This window comes from Methylobacterium sp. D53M (genome assembly GCF_053345625.1).
In genome coordinates this window covers 1-14,663 of record NZ_JBKFAL010000001.1, presented here as the reverse complement: position 1 = coordinate 14,663, position 14,663 = coordinate 1, and the positions used below count along the sequence as shown (strand labels likewise).

Genomic DNA, 14,663 nt, shown 5'->3' with positions numbered 1-14,663 from the left:
GTCAGGCAGCTCGGACCGGCGGTTCGGCACACCGCCCGGGAGACCATTTCGGTGATCCGTTTCGAGAAAGTCAGCAAGGTCTACCGGACGGAAGGCCACCGGCGGACCATCCTGGAACAGGTGTCGTTCACCCTGAAGCCGGGCGTGTCTTACGGCATCCTCGGCATCAACGGCGCCGGAAAATCCACCACGATGCGGCTGATCGCCGGCACCGAGGACGCGACGCGCGGCCGGATCCACCGCGGCCTCAGGGTCTCGTGGCCCCTCGGCTTCGCCGGCGGCTTCCATCCCAAGATGACCGGGCGCGACAACGTCACCTTCGTGGCGCGCATCTACGGCGAGGACCCGCGGAAGGTGCTCGATTTCGTCGAGGACTTCTCCGAACTCGGAAGCTACCTCGACGTGCCGATCTACACGTACTCGTCGGGCATGGGCGCGCGGCTCGCCTTCGGCATGAGCATGGCGATCCCGTTCGACTGCTACCTGATCGACGAGATCACCTCGGTCGGCGACGCGCGGTTCTCGAAGCGCTGCGACGAGGTCTTCTCGCAGCGCCGGAAGAACGCCGACATCATCATGGTCTCGCACTCCATGGAGACCATCCGGCAGTGGTGCACGCAGGGATTGGTCCTGCTGAACGGTCGCGCGATCATCTACGAGGACGTGAACGACGCGATCGAGGTGTACCGGCGTCTCAACGCCTGACCGCGCCGGCGGCGGCCGGACCGCGACGACATGCTTTTGCCGCCTCGCCGTGCGAGAGACGGTCGCGACGCCGGGTGCGGCGCGCGCGGGATCCCGGTAACGGGTCGACCTTCGAGGCCGGGGAGGCCGGGAATCAGGCCATGAACATGGAGATCCGGAAGGCCGAGGGGCAGCCGGTCACGCCCGCGGACCGCCAGCAGGCAGTGAGCGAGTCGCTGCGGCAGATCGCGCGCATGTCGCGCTTCGCCGACCGCAAGAAGGGCATCCGGTCCTTTCAGGCCGACGCCAAGAACGATCCCTGGATCCCGATCCTGTTCGTCGTCTGCTTCCTGCTGCCGACGCTCGCCGGGGCGGCCTATTACGGCCTGATCGCCTCGGACCGCTACGTCAGCGAGGCGCGATTCGCGATCCGGCCGGCCATCGGCTCCGCCGAGAAGACGTCCTCGGAGACCGGCGGGACGAATTCCGGCACGGCGAACCAGATGGTGGCGCAGGACACGCTGATCACGCGCGAGTTCATCCTCAGCCGTCCGATGCTGGAGCTCCTCGAGGCGCAGCTTCCGCTGCGCCAGTGGTTCAGCAACGAGTCCATCGACTACTTCTCGCGGTTCGATCCGGAGAAGCCGATCGAGAAGTTCGTCCGCTACTGGAAGCGGCGCGTCGGCGTCGAGGTCGAGGCCGGATCCGGCATCTTGTCGGTGGAGGTCGAGGCCTTCGATCCCCAGGAATCCCTCGCCATCGCCAAGGCCATCATGAAGGAGGCCGAGCGCAAGGTGAACGACCTCAGCGTCAAGTCGCGCGAGGATGCCGTCGCCGAGAGCACGCGGGAGCTGCGGCTCGCCGAGGAGCGCATGACCAAGATCCGCCTCGCGACGCGCGACCTCCGCAACCGCGAGGGCGTGCTCGACGCGCAGAAGACGAACGACATCAACGTCAAGATGATCGCCGAGATGCGGGCCTCGCGGATCAACCTCGCGCTCCAGCTCGCGATCGGGCAGCGGGACCTCGGTCCCGACGCCCGCCGGATCATCGACATCAAGCAGCAGATGAAGGACCTCGACGACAACATCGCCCGGATCGAGCGGCAATCCGCCAGCCAGGATCCGGAGCAGAAGCGCCTGCTCTCCGACGCGCTGACCAAGTTCGAGGTCCTGGAGAACGACCGCAAGAACGCCGAGAAGTACTATCAGCAGGTGCTGACCGCCCACGAGCGCGCGCGCATCATCGCGGCCCGGCAGATCGAGTTCTTCAGCCCGATCGTCGAGCCGGTGAAGGCCGAATCCTCTACCGAACCGCGGCGGCTCCTGATGATCGCGTTGATCACCGCGGGCGCCGGCGTCCTGTTCGGCGCCGCGATGTTCGCCCGGAAGATGATGACCTGACGCGCGTCCCGCCGGGTTCGCCCGGGACGGTCCGGTATCCTCAGCGGCCGGCCCCGGTGCCCCGGTCGTCCGCCGCCGGGCCGATGGTGCCGCCGGTCCAGCCCTGGGCGCGCCAGCCCTCGGCGCGCTGGTCGAGATCGATCGACCCCGCCTGGTCGAGAATGGACAGGACGCGCTCGGCCCGGGACTCGTCGGCGCGCACCGTCACCAGGGTACCGCCGCGACGCACGCCCTCGGCGTAGGTCTCGGCCTCGTCGGCGCTGAGGCCCGCCGCGGTCAAACCGCCGATCAGGCCGCCGGCCGCGGCGCCCACGCCGGCGCCCGTCACGGTGGCGACGAGCCAGCCCGCCGCCGCCACCGGCCCGAGCCCCGGGATCGCCAGGAGGCCCAGCCCAGCGAGCAGGCCGGCGCCGCCGCCCAGGACCGTGCCGACCGTGGCTCCGGTGCCGGCGGAATCCGCCGCGTCCACCGGTCGGGGAACGGCGGTCCCGGGCGCCCGCGGCGGGACCGCGGGCTCGTTGCGATTCGCGATGATGCTGATGTCCGCGTGGGGGATGCCGGCGGCCTCCAGCCGGTCCACCGCCCCCGCGGCGGCGTCGTAATCGTCGAACAGGGCGGTCAGGGCGCGCAGGGCCATCGAGCTCTCCCGGTATGTCCGGGCCTGGGCCCGGAGACGTGGCGGCGGCGCGGGCGGCCCGGACGCGGGCGCGGTCGGATGCCGGATCGACGCTCTCGCCGACCGATCAAGCGATCGCGACGGCCCGGGTTCCCGCGAGCGCCGGCCCCATCTTAACGCCGCGCTAACCATCCGCTCGGCAGATCTTGCCGGGTACGTCCCGGGCCTGTCCCGGGCGAACGGCAGCGGATGGCAGCGATGGCAGAGACGGCGAGCGCGCCGGCACAGACAGGAGCGGCGGCCGTCCTCGGCCAGCTCGCGCTGCCGACGCGCGGCGATCTCCAGGCGCTGTCGAAGCGGTCGGACCTGCTGTTCGCGACCGGCGTGCTGGGGATCCTGGCGGTCCTCATCTTCCCGTTGCCGGCGATCCTGCTCGACCTGCTGCTGGCCGTGTCGATCATCCTGTCGGTCCTGATCATGATGACCGGCCTGTCGATCGACAACCCGCTGGAATTCACCGTCTTCCCGACGCTGCTGCTCATCGCCACGATGTTGCGGCTCGCCCTCAACCTCGCCTCGACGCGCCTGATCCTCGGGCACGGGCACGAGGGCACGGCGGCGGCCGGGCACGTCATCGAGGCCTTCGGCCACTTCGTGATGGGCGGCAACTTCGTCATCGGGATCATCGTGTTCGCCATCCTGATCATCGTGAACTTCGTGGTGATCACGAAGGGCTCGGGCCGCATCGCCGAGGTCGCGGCCCGCTTCACCCTCGACGCGATGCCCGGCAAGCAGATGGCCATCGACGCCGACCTGTCGGCCGGCCTGATCGACGAGAAGACGGCGAAGGCGCGGCGCGCGGCGCTCGAGGAAGAATCCTCCTTCTTCGGCGCCATGGACGGTGCCTCGAAGTTCGTCCGCGGCGACGCGGTGGCGGCCCTGCTGATCACCTTCATCAACGTGGTCGGCGGCATCATCATCGGGGTGGCGCAGCAGGGCCTGAGCTTCGGCGAGGCCGCCAAGAGCTACACCCTGCTGACCATCGGCGACGGCCTCGCGAGCCAGGTTCCGGCGCTGATCGTGTCGACGGCGGCAGGCCTGCTGGTCTCGAAGGCCGGCGTGCGCGGCGCCGCCGACAAGGCGCTCGGCAAGCAGCTCGCGCATTATCCCAAGGCGCTGGGCATGTCGGCCGGGGTGATGCTGCTGATCGCCCTCCTGCCCGGCATGCCGATGCTGCCCTTCGTCCTGCTGGGCGGCGGCGCCGGCTACGCGGCGTGGCGCATCAACAAGACCGCCAAGCTCGCGCCGCCGCTCGACGCCCTGGGCGCCCCGATGGATGCGTCCGCGGTCGCCGCGGCGAGCGCCGCCAAGGAGGAGACGGTCACCGACCTGCTGAAGCTCGACGACCTCAAGCTCGAGATGGGCTACGCGCTCCTCGCCCTGGTCAACGGCGAGGGCCAGGACCGGCTCACCGACCAGATCAAGGCCCTGCGCCGCCAGCTCGCCGCGGAACTTGGCTTCGTGATGCCGTCGGTGCGCATCCTCGACAACGTCCAGCTCGACGCCAACGCCTACGTGGTGCGGGTCAAGGAGATCGAGGCGGGCACCGGCCGGATCTTCCCGGGCCAGTTCATGGCGATGGATCCGATGGGCGGTCAGGTCCAGCTGCCCGGACAGCACATGCTGGAGCCGACTTTCGGCCTGCCGGCAACCTGGATCGACGCGGCCCTGCGCGACCAAGCGCAGCTCAAGGGCTACACGGTGGTCGATGCCGCCACCGTCGTGTCGACGCACCTGACCGAGATCATCAAAGCCCACGTCTCCGAGCTCCTCAACCACGTCGAGGTGTCGAAGCTGCTGCGCGAGCTGCCCAAAGAGCACGCCGAGCTGCTCAAGGAGATCGTGCCGTCGCAGATCTCCACCACCGGCATCCAGCGCGTGCTGCAGTTCCTGCTCGCCGAGCGGGTCTCGATCCGCGATCTCGGGGCGATCGTGGAGGCGATCGCCGAGGTGGCGGGCGCCGTGAAGAATCCCCGCGACGTGGTCGAGCACGTCCGGGCGCGCCTCGGTCGGCAGATCTGCGCGCAGTACCAGGACCCGAACGGCATGCTGCCGATCATCACCCTGTCGCCGGCCTGGGAGCAGGCGTTCATGGAGTCGATCGTCGGCGAGCGCGAGGAGCGCTACCTCGCGATGCAGCCCTCGAAGCTCAGCGAGTTCGTCAACACCGTGCGCGACCGCTTCGAGACGGCGGCGCGCCAGGGCGAGATGCCGGTGCTCGTCACCTCCGCCCAGACGCGGCCCTTCGTGCGCTCGATCATCGAGCGCTTCCGCCGCGAGACGCCGGTGATGAGCCAAGCGGAGATCCACCCGCGGGCGCGGCTGCGGACGGTGAACTCGATCTGAGGACCCAGGGGCCGCGACACCGGCGTGGGCAGACTCGTGCCGGCGCACGGGCCGAGGGAGCAATCACGGGATCGGCGCGCGCCGCGCGCAGACGAAGCGCGCGGCGAAGCGATCCCGGGTTTCGCGGTGTGGCGCGCGGGGGCCAAGGCGGCGGCGTCACCCCCGCGTCGAGACGGCGGTCAGGCCCTCAGATCGCTTTCTGCTTGAGCTCCCGCTCCAGCTCATGCGCGTCGAGCCCGGGAACGACGACGGGCGGCTCCGGCACGGCGGCCGCCTTGGGCCCGTGCGCGGCCGAGCCGATCGCCGCGGCCAGCCGCGAGCGCTCGAAGGCGATCACCACGATCACCGAGACCAAGGCCGGAAGCCAGAAGTAGAAGATCCGGAAGATGATCACCGCCGCGATGATCGCGTCCTTCTGCGCCTCGTCGGTGATGTGCATCGCGGTGATGAACACGATCTCGAACACGCCGAGTCCGCCCGGCGCGTGCGAGGCCAGCGCCACCGAGAAGGAGGCCAGGAAGATCGCCAGGACCGGGATGAAGCCCGGGTTCATCGCCTCCGGCAGGGCGAAGTAGATGATGCCCGCCGCGCCCAGGAGCTCCAGCGGCGCCGCGAGCAGCTGGCGCCCCATGATGCCGGGCCGGGGATACTCGAGCTTGAACGACCGGATGTGCAGCGGCCGCAGGTGCAGGATCGAGCCGATCACGTACAGGCCGACGAAGCCCAGCATGCCGATGCCGACGATCAGCGCGGTCTTGGAATCGGTGAGGAAGCCCGGGAGCTTGCCCTCGAGGCGCGTCAGCAGGTTCGGATCGACCACCAGCGTGAAGCCGCCGAGGAGGACGGTCCCGAGGAAGAACGTGAACGAGCAGAGCGCCACCAGTACGGCGACCTGCGCCGCCGTCAGGCCCTTGGCCGTGTAGGCCCGGTAGCGGACCAGGGCGCCCGAGAAGACCGAGGCGCCGATATTGTGCGAGAGCGCGTAGGTCGTGAACGAGCAGAGCGAGACGAAGAGCCACGAGATGTGGCGCACGCCCAGATGCAGCAGGGCGATCCGGTCGTACCAGGCGAGCGCCGCGTAGGCGACCAGGGTCGACAGGGCCGCCAGCAGGATCCGGTGGGGCGGGATCGCGAGGATCGCGGCCCAGATCGCCGCGAGCGAGGTCGTCTTCAATTCCTGGTAGAGGAAGTAGCCCGATATCACGACGGCCGCGAGGCCGATCAAGGGCCAGATGAACTCGCTGATCTTCTTCATGAACACCGACGCCCTGGGGAGAGCCCCTGATGCGCCGGCACGCGACGCGCTGCAAGCGGCATGGCGCCGCCGCGATCCCCCTTGTCAGGTGATCGTGACGGTTTCGTGCCGCGGAAGCCGGCCGAGCGGTCCGACGGGCCGCGTCAGCCCCGGGCGCGGTTGAGGCCGATCCCGTCCATGGCGGCCTGATCGCGGGCCGATTCGGCAGCGCGCTCGGCGGTCCGCTCGCGGTCGTTCAGGATCTCGACCTTCTTGAGCTCCTCGAACGCCTCGCCCAGCTCGGCCTTCGCCTCGGCGAGCTGGCCCTCGAGCGCCTGGGCGGACTGGATCATGTTGTCCCGGCGCGTCGCCGCGGCCCGGGCGTAGGTCGGGTAGGCGAAGTGACCGACGTCGGTGATTCCGGCCCGGGCCTCCTCGACGGCGACCTCGCGATCGAGCTCCACCGCCATGCGCTGGAAGTCGGCCATCATCATCTCGATCTGGGTCACGCGCCGGCGCTTCTCGTCGACCTGGAAGCGGCGCAGGCGGATCAGCGTGTCACGCGATTTCATCAGGACGCTCACTCCACGCAACGCTTGAGGCCGCGCCCGGGATCGTGCCCGGACCGAGCCTGTGTGCGAGCCTGCCCACGGCAAACCCGCCCGGATCCCCCACGTGCACCATGATCGCGCCGATGCGTTAACGCCCCGGCCCATGGTGCCTAGGCCCTGCCGACGATCTCGGTGAGCCGTGCGTAACCATCGCCGATGGACGTTGCTTCTTCCTTACCCTGCCCCAGAAAAGCCTCAAGATCGGGCATGAGCGCGACCGCCTCGTCGACCTCCTGGGAGGAGCCCGCCCGGTAGGCGCCGAGCCGGATCAGCTCCTCCATGTCGGCGTAGGTCGACAGCAGCCGCCGCGCCCGCCGCACGACCGGGAGGTAGGCCGGGTCGCAGGAGCGCGGCATGGTGCGCGAGACCGAGCGCAGCACGTTGATCGCCGGGTAGCGCCCGCGCTCCGCGATGGCGCGCTCCATGACGATGTGGCCGTCGAGGATGCCCCGCACGGCGTCGGCCACGGGCTCGTTGTGGTCGTCGCCCTCGACCAGGACGGTGAACAGGGCCGAGATCGTGCCCTGCCCCACCCCGGGACCGGCGCGCTCGAGCAGGCGCGGCAGCTCCGAGAAGACGGTCGGCGTGTAGCCCTTGGCGGTGGGCGGCTCGCCGGCAGCGAGGCCGATATCGCGCTGGGCCATGGCGAAGCGCGTGATCGAGTCGATCATGCACAGGACCTTGGCGCCCTGATCGCGGAAGTGCTCGGCGACCGACAGGGTCACGTAGGCCGCGTTCCGGCGCATCAGGGCCGGCTCGTCGGAGGTCGCCACCACGACCACCGAGCGCGCGAGTCCGGCAGCGCCCAGATCGTCCTGGAGGAATTCCTGCACCTCGCGGCCGCGCTCGCCCACGAGGCCGATCACCGCCACGTCGGCGGCCGTGTAGCGGGCCAGCATAGACAGCAGCACGGACTTGCCGACGCCGGACCCGGCGAAGATGCCCATCCGCTGGCCCGCGCACATGGTCAGGAAGGTGTTGATGCACCGGACGCCCAGATCGAGCGGTCCGCCGACGCGTGTGCGGGCGTGGGCGGGGGGCGGGTCCGCGCGCAGGTGGTAGACGTCTGGCCCCTGCACCAGGGGGCCCAGCCCGTCGACCGGCCGCCCGAGGGCGTCAATCACCCGGCCGAGCCAAGCGCCGGAGGGCCGGATCGCGCCGGCCGATTCGTCGCGGACATAGGCGGGGCAGCCGCGCCGCACGCCCTCGAGCGAGCCGAACGGCATCGCGAGCGCCCGATCGCCCTGGAACCCGATGACCTCGCAGGGCACCAGCCCGTGGCCGTTGGCACCCTCGACATCGACCCGGCCGCCGAGTCGCATCGCGGCCACAGGTCCGGCGACCTCCACCAGCAGGCCGCGGATCGCCACGACCCGCCCGAACGTCTCCAGCACCTCGATCCGCTCGAGGGCGGCCTGCGCCGACGCGAGCGAAGCAACGGATCTTGCCGGATCCTGTGTCATCGGCCTGGCTCTCAACGCTTCGTTTACCGGCCTCCTTAACACTGCGGGTCACGGGCTCGTAGCGGCTCGATCCGGGTCGCGACCACAATCGCGCCCGACGAAGTCGTCCCGGTGTGTCCGACGGACAACACCGGGGATCGAATCGTTGCGCAGGAAGTACTTACGCCGAAGGGGGCGAGCGGCCTGGACGAGGGCGGATCGGAATCGGGGCCGAGGGCGAGGCCGGAGGAACGGTGTTTCTCCTGTCAAGCTCGCGGAACTTCGAACGAGACGCTTGCGGGCAGGAATCAGGTTTTGTTAACGATTAATCCATAGCGTTCCACGTCAAGAGCGACGGAGCGCCCGTCCACAGGCCGGTGGCGGGCGAAGGCTGGGACGTGTCTGCGCGCTGATGCGGCCGGCGGGGCTGGGGACCGACGATGCGGGTACTTTTGATCGAGGACGACAGCGCGACCGCGCAGAGCATCGAGCTGATGCTCAAGTCCGAGAACTTCAACACCTACACCACCGACCTCGGGGAAGAGGGTGTCGATCTCGGTAAGCTGTACGATTACGACATCATCCTCCTCGATCTGAACCTGCCCGACATGTCGGGCTACGAGGTGCTCCGCTCGCTGCGCGTGGCGAAGGTGAAGACCCCGATCCTGATCCTCTCCGGCATGGCCGGCATCGAGGACAAGGTGAAGGGTCTCGGCTTCGGCGCCGACGACTACCTCACCAAGCCGTTCCACAAGGACGAGCTGGTGGCGCGCATCCACGCCATCGTGCGCCGCTCGAAGGGCCACGCCCAGTCGGTCATCACCACCGGCGACCTGATCGTGAACCTCGATCAGAAGACCGTCGAGGTCGGCGGCGCCCGGGTGCACCTCACCGGCAAGGAGTACCAGATGCTGGAACTCCTCTCGCTCCGGAAGGGCACGACGCTCACCAAGGAGATGTTCCTGAACCATCTCTACGGCGGCATGGACGAGCCCGAGCTGAAGATCATCGACGTCTTCATCTGCAAGCTGCGCAAGAAGCTCGCCAACGCCAGCCAGGGCAAGAACTACATCGAGACCGTCTGGGGCCGCGGCTACGTGCTGCGCGAGCCGATGGACGGCGAGGAGCGCATGGCGGTCTGACCCGCCGGTCGCACCGTCTCCTGAAAAACCCCGCGCGGTCCGGCCGCGCGGGGTTTTCGCGTTCCGGCGATATCCGCAGCCCTCACCGCGTCCCGGTGGCCGAGAAGACCTGCGCGGCGGGCGCGATCACCACGTAGCCGCCGCAGGGCGCGGCCCGGCTGATCACCGCGCTGGCCACGCCCCAGATGTAGGTGCCGCGGCGATCCTGCGCGACGACCGGGCCGCCGGAATCGCCGAAGCAGACCCGGGCACCGTTGGCCCGCGCGATGGTCAGCCCGGTGCTGCTCGCCGCCACCGGCGTCAGCGTGGCCGTGCGCAGGCGCCCGACGGTCCGACCGGAGAGGCCGGCGCCGGCGATGCGCAGGCTTTTGGGGACCCGGCCGGGATCCGCCGCCAGCGGCACCGGCCGCCGGTCGCGCACCGGCTCGGTCAGGCGCAGGACCGCGAGGTCGAGGGAGAGGTCGGAGAGGCTGACGCCCGACGCCTCGTTCGGCAGCATCTCTCCCGGATCGGGGCTGTAGCGGGCGGCGACCCGCGCCCCGTAGACCGGCCGCGCCGGCTCGCTGCCCCGGAAGAACACGACCAGCGCGCCGAGCGGATCGCCGTTCACGCAATGGGCCGCGGTGAGCACGAGATCCGGCGCGATGAGCACGCCGGTGCAGCGGGTCAGCTTCAGCGCCTCCTCGGGCTGGGTGATCGTGCCGATCGCCACGGTGGCCTGCGCCAGGGCATCCCGGCCGGCGGCCGAGCCGCCGTCGATCGCGGCGGCCGGGCCCGACAGGCCCAGACCGAGGGTGAGCGCCGACGCGGCGGCGGCGCGTCGCGCCCCGATGGTCCGGAAGGTCGTCCCGAAGCTGGTCCCGAAGCTGGTCACGTGCTGCTCATCTCCGCCGCGAGCCCCCGGACCACAGATGCCGCCCGCGCCGCGCCGCGCAAGCGGGCGCGAGGACGCGGCCGCCGTCACGTCCGTGTCATCGACGGCCGCCTCGGCGATCAGCGCGCCACCGTCCAGGTCGTGGTGCCGTCCTTGTTGTCCTTCACGGCGACGCCCATGGCCGCGAGGGCGTCGCGCGCCCGATCCGAGGCGGCCCAGTCCTTGGCGGCCCGCGCCGCCCGGCGCTCGGCGATCAGCGCCTCGACCGCCGCGACGTCGACCCCGGACGCCGCGACCTGATCCTGCTCGCGGTCGCTGCGGGTGCGCGCGAGGAAGCCCAGCAGGTTCGCGCCGGCGCGGAGCGCACCGGGCTGCGCCTCCGCACCGCTCCCGAGCCGGTGCAGCTCGTTGATCGCCGCCGGCGTGTTGAGGTCGTCGCAGAGCGCCTCGACGACCCCGACGGGGATGTCGGGCGCGGCGGGCGCGTCCCCGGCGGCGTTGTACCAGCGGTCGAGCACGCGGGCCGATTCCTCGAGGCCGCGCAGGGTCCAGTCGATCGGCTGCCGGTACTGGGTCTTGAGCATGGTGAGGCGCACGACCTCGCCCGGCCAGTCCTTCAGGACGTCGCGGATGGTGATGAAGTTGCCGAGCGACTTCGACATCTTCTCCCCCTCCACCTGGAGGAAGCCGTTGTGCAGCCAGACGTTGGCCATCACCGGCGTGCCGAAGCAGCAGCGGGACTGCGCCACCTCGTTCTCGTGATGCGGGAAGATCAGGTCGATGCCGCCCGCGTGGATGTCGAAGGTCCTGCCGAGATGCTTGGCCGACATGGCCGAGCACTCGATGTGCCAGCCCGGGCGGCCGGCGGCGGCGATGCCGGCCGGCGACGGCCAGGACGGCTCGCCGGGCTTGGCGGGCTTCCACAGGACGAAGTCGAGGGGCGAGCGCTTGTAGGGAGCGACCTCGACCCGGGCCCCCGCCTCCATCTCGTCGAGGGGCCGCTTCGACAGGCCGCCGTAATCCGGCATCGAGGGGACGTCGAACAGCACGTGGTCCTCCGCCACATAGGCGTGGCCGGCCCGGACCAGGGCCTCGATCATCGTCACCATCTCGGCGATGTGGTCGGTGGCGCGGGGCTCGACGAAGCGGGCTCGCGCGCCCGGCACGTTCACGTCTTCCGGCATGAGCACGCCGAGGTCACGCACGTCGCGGTGGAACTGCGCCAGCGTCCCGTCGGTGAGTTCGCGGATGGTGATGCCGCGCTCTGCCGCCCGGGCGTTGATCTTGTCGTCCACGTCCGTGACGTTGCGCGCGTAGGTGACGTGCTCCGGCCCGTAGAGGTGGCGCAGCAGGCGGAACAGCAGGTCGAAGACGATGATCGGCCGGGCGTTGCCGATATGGGCGGCGTCGTAGACCGTCGGGCCGCAGGCGTAGACGCGGACATGCTGCGGGTCGATCGGCGCGAACGCCTCCTTGGCGCCGGTGAGCGTGTTGTAGAGCCGCAACATCGGCGCCATGAAACCCATCCCTTCTCCGGCGCCGGGAATGAGGTCCGGCCCGGAGCCGTGGCCGGAAATCCGGCCCTGCCTTCAACGACCTGAGGGCCCCGCGCGGCGAAGAGCGGCCGAAACGTGGCGGATCGGCCAGCCCCGGCACGGCACCCTGTTGCATCGCGGCGACGGCGCGGCCCGCGCGATGGGGCTAACCCAAAAGCGTGAGGAATTCGAGATGGCTTGCGCGCCATGCGGGTAAGGCTTCCTTAACCGCGCCGTCGGACCGTCCGGGCCACGATCCTCACGCCACAGATCCTGTGCCCAAGGACAATCCATGCGACGCTCGGCCGTTGGTTCCCTCGCTCTCGCCACCGTTCTCGCCTGCGCGGGCCTGACCCACGCCGCGCTGGCCGGCACCGACGGCGAGACGCCCGCGAAGGCGCCGGCCCGTGTCGAGAAGACCTTCCTGATCCCGTCGAGCGACGGCTACGGCGTCGGCGAGTGCCTGACGACGCCGGGCAGCGCCTGCGGCCAGGTGGTCGCCAACGCGTGGTGCGAGGCCCAGGGCTACGCCGCGGCGAACTCCTACGGCGTCGCCGCCGCCGACGAGTATACCGGCGCGATCAGCCAGCCGGTCCCGGCGCCGTCCGAGCGCCCGATCCGGATCACCTGCCAGGACTGAGCCGGCCGCGGACGGCCCGTCGCCGGGCCGCCGCGCGGAAAGCTCGCGTCACCGGGTGCCGCTCACTTCATGAAGTCGGCGCATTTCTGCGCCGGTTCGGTGCCCCAGGGCGCCAGCGGCACCGCCGAGGTCGAGTTCTTCGGCGAGCCCTGAATGACCTTGTCCGAGTAGACCATGTAGATCAGCGTGTTGCGCTTCGCGTCGCAGCCGCGGACGATCTGCATCGACTTGAAGATCAGCGACCGGCGCTCGCTGAACACCACCTCGCCCTGGCTGAGCTTGCCCTTGAAGGCGATCGGCCCGGTCTGCCGGCAGGCCAGCGAGATGTCCGAGACATCCTCGGCCAGGCCCAGCGTACCCTTGATCCCGCCCTTCTCGGGCTGGGTGTACCAGCACGACACGCCCGAGACCGCCGGATCGTCGACGCCGTAGACCACGAGCTTGTCGTTGGGCGTCAGCGGGCGCCAGACCGTCGACTTGTCGAAGATCCGGTCCGGCTCCTGCGCCGCGGCCGGACCGGCCGCCGCCAGGCCCAGTGCGAGAAGCCCAACATAGGTGAGACTCCGAAACAACATCGCCGGTCAATTCCCCCTCACGCTTGCGGGCCGGATGTAGGAGGGGTGTCGCGGTCTTGCGAGGGGGCGTAGAATGGCCCCGCTTCCGTCCCGAAGCGCGGATGCGCGCGGGCTCCGGATACTCCGGATCGCCGCGCACCCGATCAACGCGATGCAGCCTATGCCTCACCGCCCGATCGTCCGTACGCTGGGCCGCCTCATCCTGAGCGCGGCCATAGCCCTCGGACTGTCCTCTCCGCTCGCGACCTCCGCCAGCGCGCAGGAGACCGCGCCCGCCCCGGCGCCCGCCGAGGTGCGGCCGGCGCCGCAGCTGCCGTCGCCGCAGTGCCGGCGCTACCGGGCGGAGCTGGCCTCGCTCCAGAGCGGCGCCAGCACGACGCGCGCGCTCAACGACGAGATCGGTCGGCTCGAAGCCTATTTCCGCGGCCTGAACTGCGAGGGCGGCAAGTTCCTGTTCTTCGACACCCGGCCGCCCCAGTGCGGCGCGGTGGAGCAGCGCATCCGCGCGCTCAAGGCTACCTACGGTGGCGCCGTGATCGACGACAGCGGCGCCCGGAAGCGGGAGCTCCAGGGGCTGGTCGCCTCCACCTGCCCGCCGCGCGAGGCCTATGCCGGCTCCGGTGAGGCCTACGGCCGGGGCGGCCCGCAGATGGTCTGCGTGCGGACCTGCGACGGCGGCTACTTCCCGATGAAGAACCTGCCAGAGGGCCGCGGCGGCGCCGACGAGATGTGTCAGGCGCTCTGCCCGGGGACCGAGGCGCAGGCCTATTCCATGCCGTACGGCGACGACGCCCTGAAGCACGCCGCCACGGTGAAGGGCAGCCGGGCCTACACGAACCTCGCCAACGCCTTCAAATTCCGCAAGGAATTCGTGCCGAACTGCTCCTGCAAGCCGGAGGGCAAGTCCTGGGCGCAGTCTCTGGTGAAGGCCGAGAGCATGCTGGTCCGGCACAAGGGCGACATCTTCGTCACGCCGATGCAGGCCGAGGCCCTGTCCCGGCCGAAGGTGCGCCTGACCCTCGTCGGCCGGGCCGACCGGACCGCGGCGGAGCTCGCCGCCGACGCCGCCGGCCGCGCGGGCGTCGACACGAAGGGCGGCGCGGGACCCGGCCGCGACGATGCGGCGAAGGTCCAGCCTGCCGCGGCCGACGGCACGAAGGCCGCGGAGGCCGCGGAGGCCAAGCCGGATCACGTTGCCGTGCGCATCATCGCGCCCGACGTCATCGCGGTGCCCCAGCGCCTCACCCCCTGAGACCGGTTTCGCGCCGACGGGCGCGGAACCATACGCGACGTCCGGTGTTCGGCTCGGCCTGAACCGACACGAGACCGCGATGCGCCTGCTCCGCCTGATCCTCCTCACCGGCACGGTGCTGCCGGGCCTGACGCTCGTGCAGCTCGCAGACGCCGCGCCGGGCCGGATCCAGGTGGCGCAGGGCGGACCGGAGGAGCGCGGCCCCCGCGGCGGCGAACCCCCGCACGGCGGCCCGCGCCCCGAGCGGCC

The 14,663-nt window shown here is 70.5% G+C and carries 13 protein-coding genes; 6 read left to right on the top strand and 7 right to left on the bottom strand.

Annotated features, from left to right (window positions below; all coding sequences use genetic code 11):
- The first annotated feature begins 51 nt into the window (after positions 1-51).
- Positions 52-705 carry an ABC transporter ATP-binding protein gene (locus tag ACLBYG_RS00065; protein WP_012322467.1) on the top strand — a complete coding sequence of 218 codons (654 nt, stop codon included), beginning with the start codon at positions 52-54 and terminating at the stop codon, positions 703-705.
- Positions 706-845: 140 nt separating this feature from the next.
- Complete coding sequence (locus ACLBYG_RS00060; RefSeq protein WP_091682051.1) at positions 846-2,087, top strand: capsule biosynthesis protein; 1,242 nt, start codon at positions 846-848, stop codon at positions 2,085-2,087.
- Positions 2,088-2,127: 40 nt separating this feature from the next.
- Here the strand turns inward: ACLBYG_RS00060 and ACLBYG_RS00055 are convergent, their stop codons facing one another.
- Positions 2,128-2,724 (bottom strand): hypothetical protein, encoded by a 597-nt coding sequence (locus ACLBYG_RS00055; protein WP_020092901.1) that lies wholly within the window; start codon positions 2,722-2,724, stop codon positions 2,128-2,130.
- A gap of 237 nt (positions 2,725-2,961) precedes the next feature.
- On the opposite strand from ACLBYG_RS00055, the gene flhA reads away from it, so the two are divergent.
- The gene (gene flhA / locus ACLBYG_RS00050) at positions 2,962-5,109 is read left to right on the top strand and encodes a flagellar biosynthesis protein FlhA (protein WP_447680207.1); all 2,148 of its coding nucleotides are present in this window, start codon (positions 2,962-2,964) and stop codon (positions 5,107-5,109) included.
- Between the two features lie 187 nt (positions 5,110-5,296).
- On the opposite strand, the gene ACLBYG_RS00045 is transcribed toward flhA, so the two are convergent.
- The 3 genes from ACLBYG_RS00045 to fliI all read right to left on the bottom strand — a co-directional run bounded on the left by ACLBYG_RS00045 (position 5,297) and on the right by fliI (position 8,417).
- Complete coding sequence (locus ACLBYG_RS00045; protein ID WP_020092903.1) at positions 5,297-6,364, bottom strand: lysylphosphatidylglycerol synthase domain-containing protein; 1,068 nt, start codon at positions 6,362-6,364, stop codon at positions 5,297-5,299.
- Between the two features lie 143 nt (positions 6,365-6,507).
- On the bottom strand, positions 6,508-6,915 hold the full coding sequence (fliJ, locus tag ACLBYG_RS00040) for a flagellar export protein FliJ (RefSeq protein ID WP_012322462.1): 408 nt from the start codon (positions 6,913-6,915) through the stop codon (positions 6,508-6,510).
- Between the two features lie 149 nt (positions 6,916-7,064).
- On the bottom strand, positions 7,065-8,417 hold the full coding sequence (gene fliI / locus ACLBYG_RS00035; protein WP_447680206.1) for a flagellar protein export ATPase FliI: 1,353 nt from the start codon (positions 8,415-8,417) through the stop codon (positions 7,065-7,067).
- A gap of 419 nt (positions 8,418-8,836) precedes the next feature.
- On the opposite strand from fliI, the gene ctrA reads away from it, so the two are divergent.
- Entirely contained in the window at positions 8,837-9,538 is a 702-nt protein-coding gene (ctrA, locus tag ACLBYG_RS00030; protein WP_010683835.1) for a response regulator transcription factor CtrA, read from the top strand.
- 82 nt (positions 9,539-9,620) lie between these two features.
- Here ctrA and ACLBYG_RS00025 read toward each other — a convergent pair whose 3' ends face one another.
- Both ACLBYG_RS00025 and cysS read right to left on the bottom strand, forming a co-directional pair.
- Complete coding sequence (locus ACLBYG_RS00025; RefSeq protein ID WP_447680205.1) at positions 9,621-10,412, bottom strand: trypsin-like serine protease; 792 nt, start codon at positions 10,410-10,412, stop codon at positions 9,621-9,623.
- A 119-nt stretch (positions 10,413-10,531) separates the two neighbouring features.
- Positions 10,532-11,929: a cysteine--tRNA ligase gene (cysS, locus tag ACLBYG_RS00020; RefSeq protein WP_447680204.1), complete on the bottom strand. Its 1,398-nt coding sequence runs from the start codon at positions 11,927-11,929 to the stop codon at positions 10,532-10,534.
- A 310-nt stretch (positions 11,930-12,239) separates the two neighbouring features.
- On the opposite strand from cysS, the gene ACLBYG_RS00015 reads away from it, so the two are divergent.
- On the top strand, positions 12,240-12,587 hold the full coding sequence (locus ACLBYG_RS00015) for a hypothetical protein (protein WP_042672904.1): 348 nt from the start codon (positions 12,240-12,242) through the stop codon (positions 12,585-12,587).
- A gap of 62 nt (positions 12,588-12,649) precedes the next feature.
- On the opposite strand, the gene ACLBYG_RS00010 is transcribed toward ACLBYG_RS00015, so the two are convergent.
- On the bottom strand, positions 12,650-13,162 hold the full coding sequence (locus ACLBYG_RS00010; protein WP_020092910.1) for a CreA family protein: 513 nt from the start codon (positions 13,160-13,162) through the stop codon (positions 12,650-12,652).
- A gap of 160 nt (positions 13,163-13,322) precedes the next feature.
- On the opposite strand from ACLBYG_RS00010, the gene ACLBYG_RS00005 reads away from it, so the two are divergent.
- On the top strand, positions 13,323-14,414 hold the full coding sequence (locus ACLBYG_RS00005) for a DUF2865 domain-containing protein (protein ID WP_447680203.1): 1,092 nt from the start codon (positions 13,323-13,325) through the stop codon (positions 14,412-14,414).
- Positions 14,415-14,663: the final 249 nt, after the last annotated feature.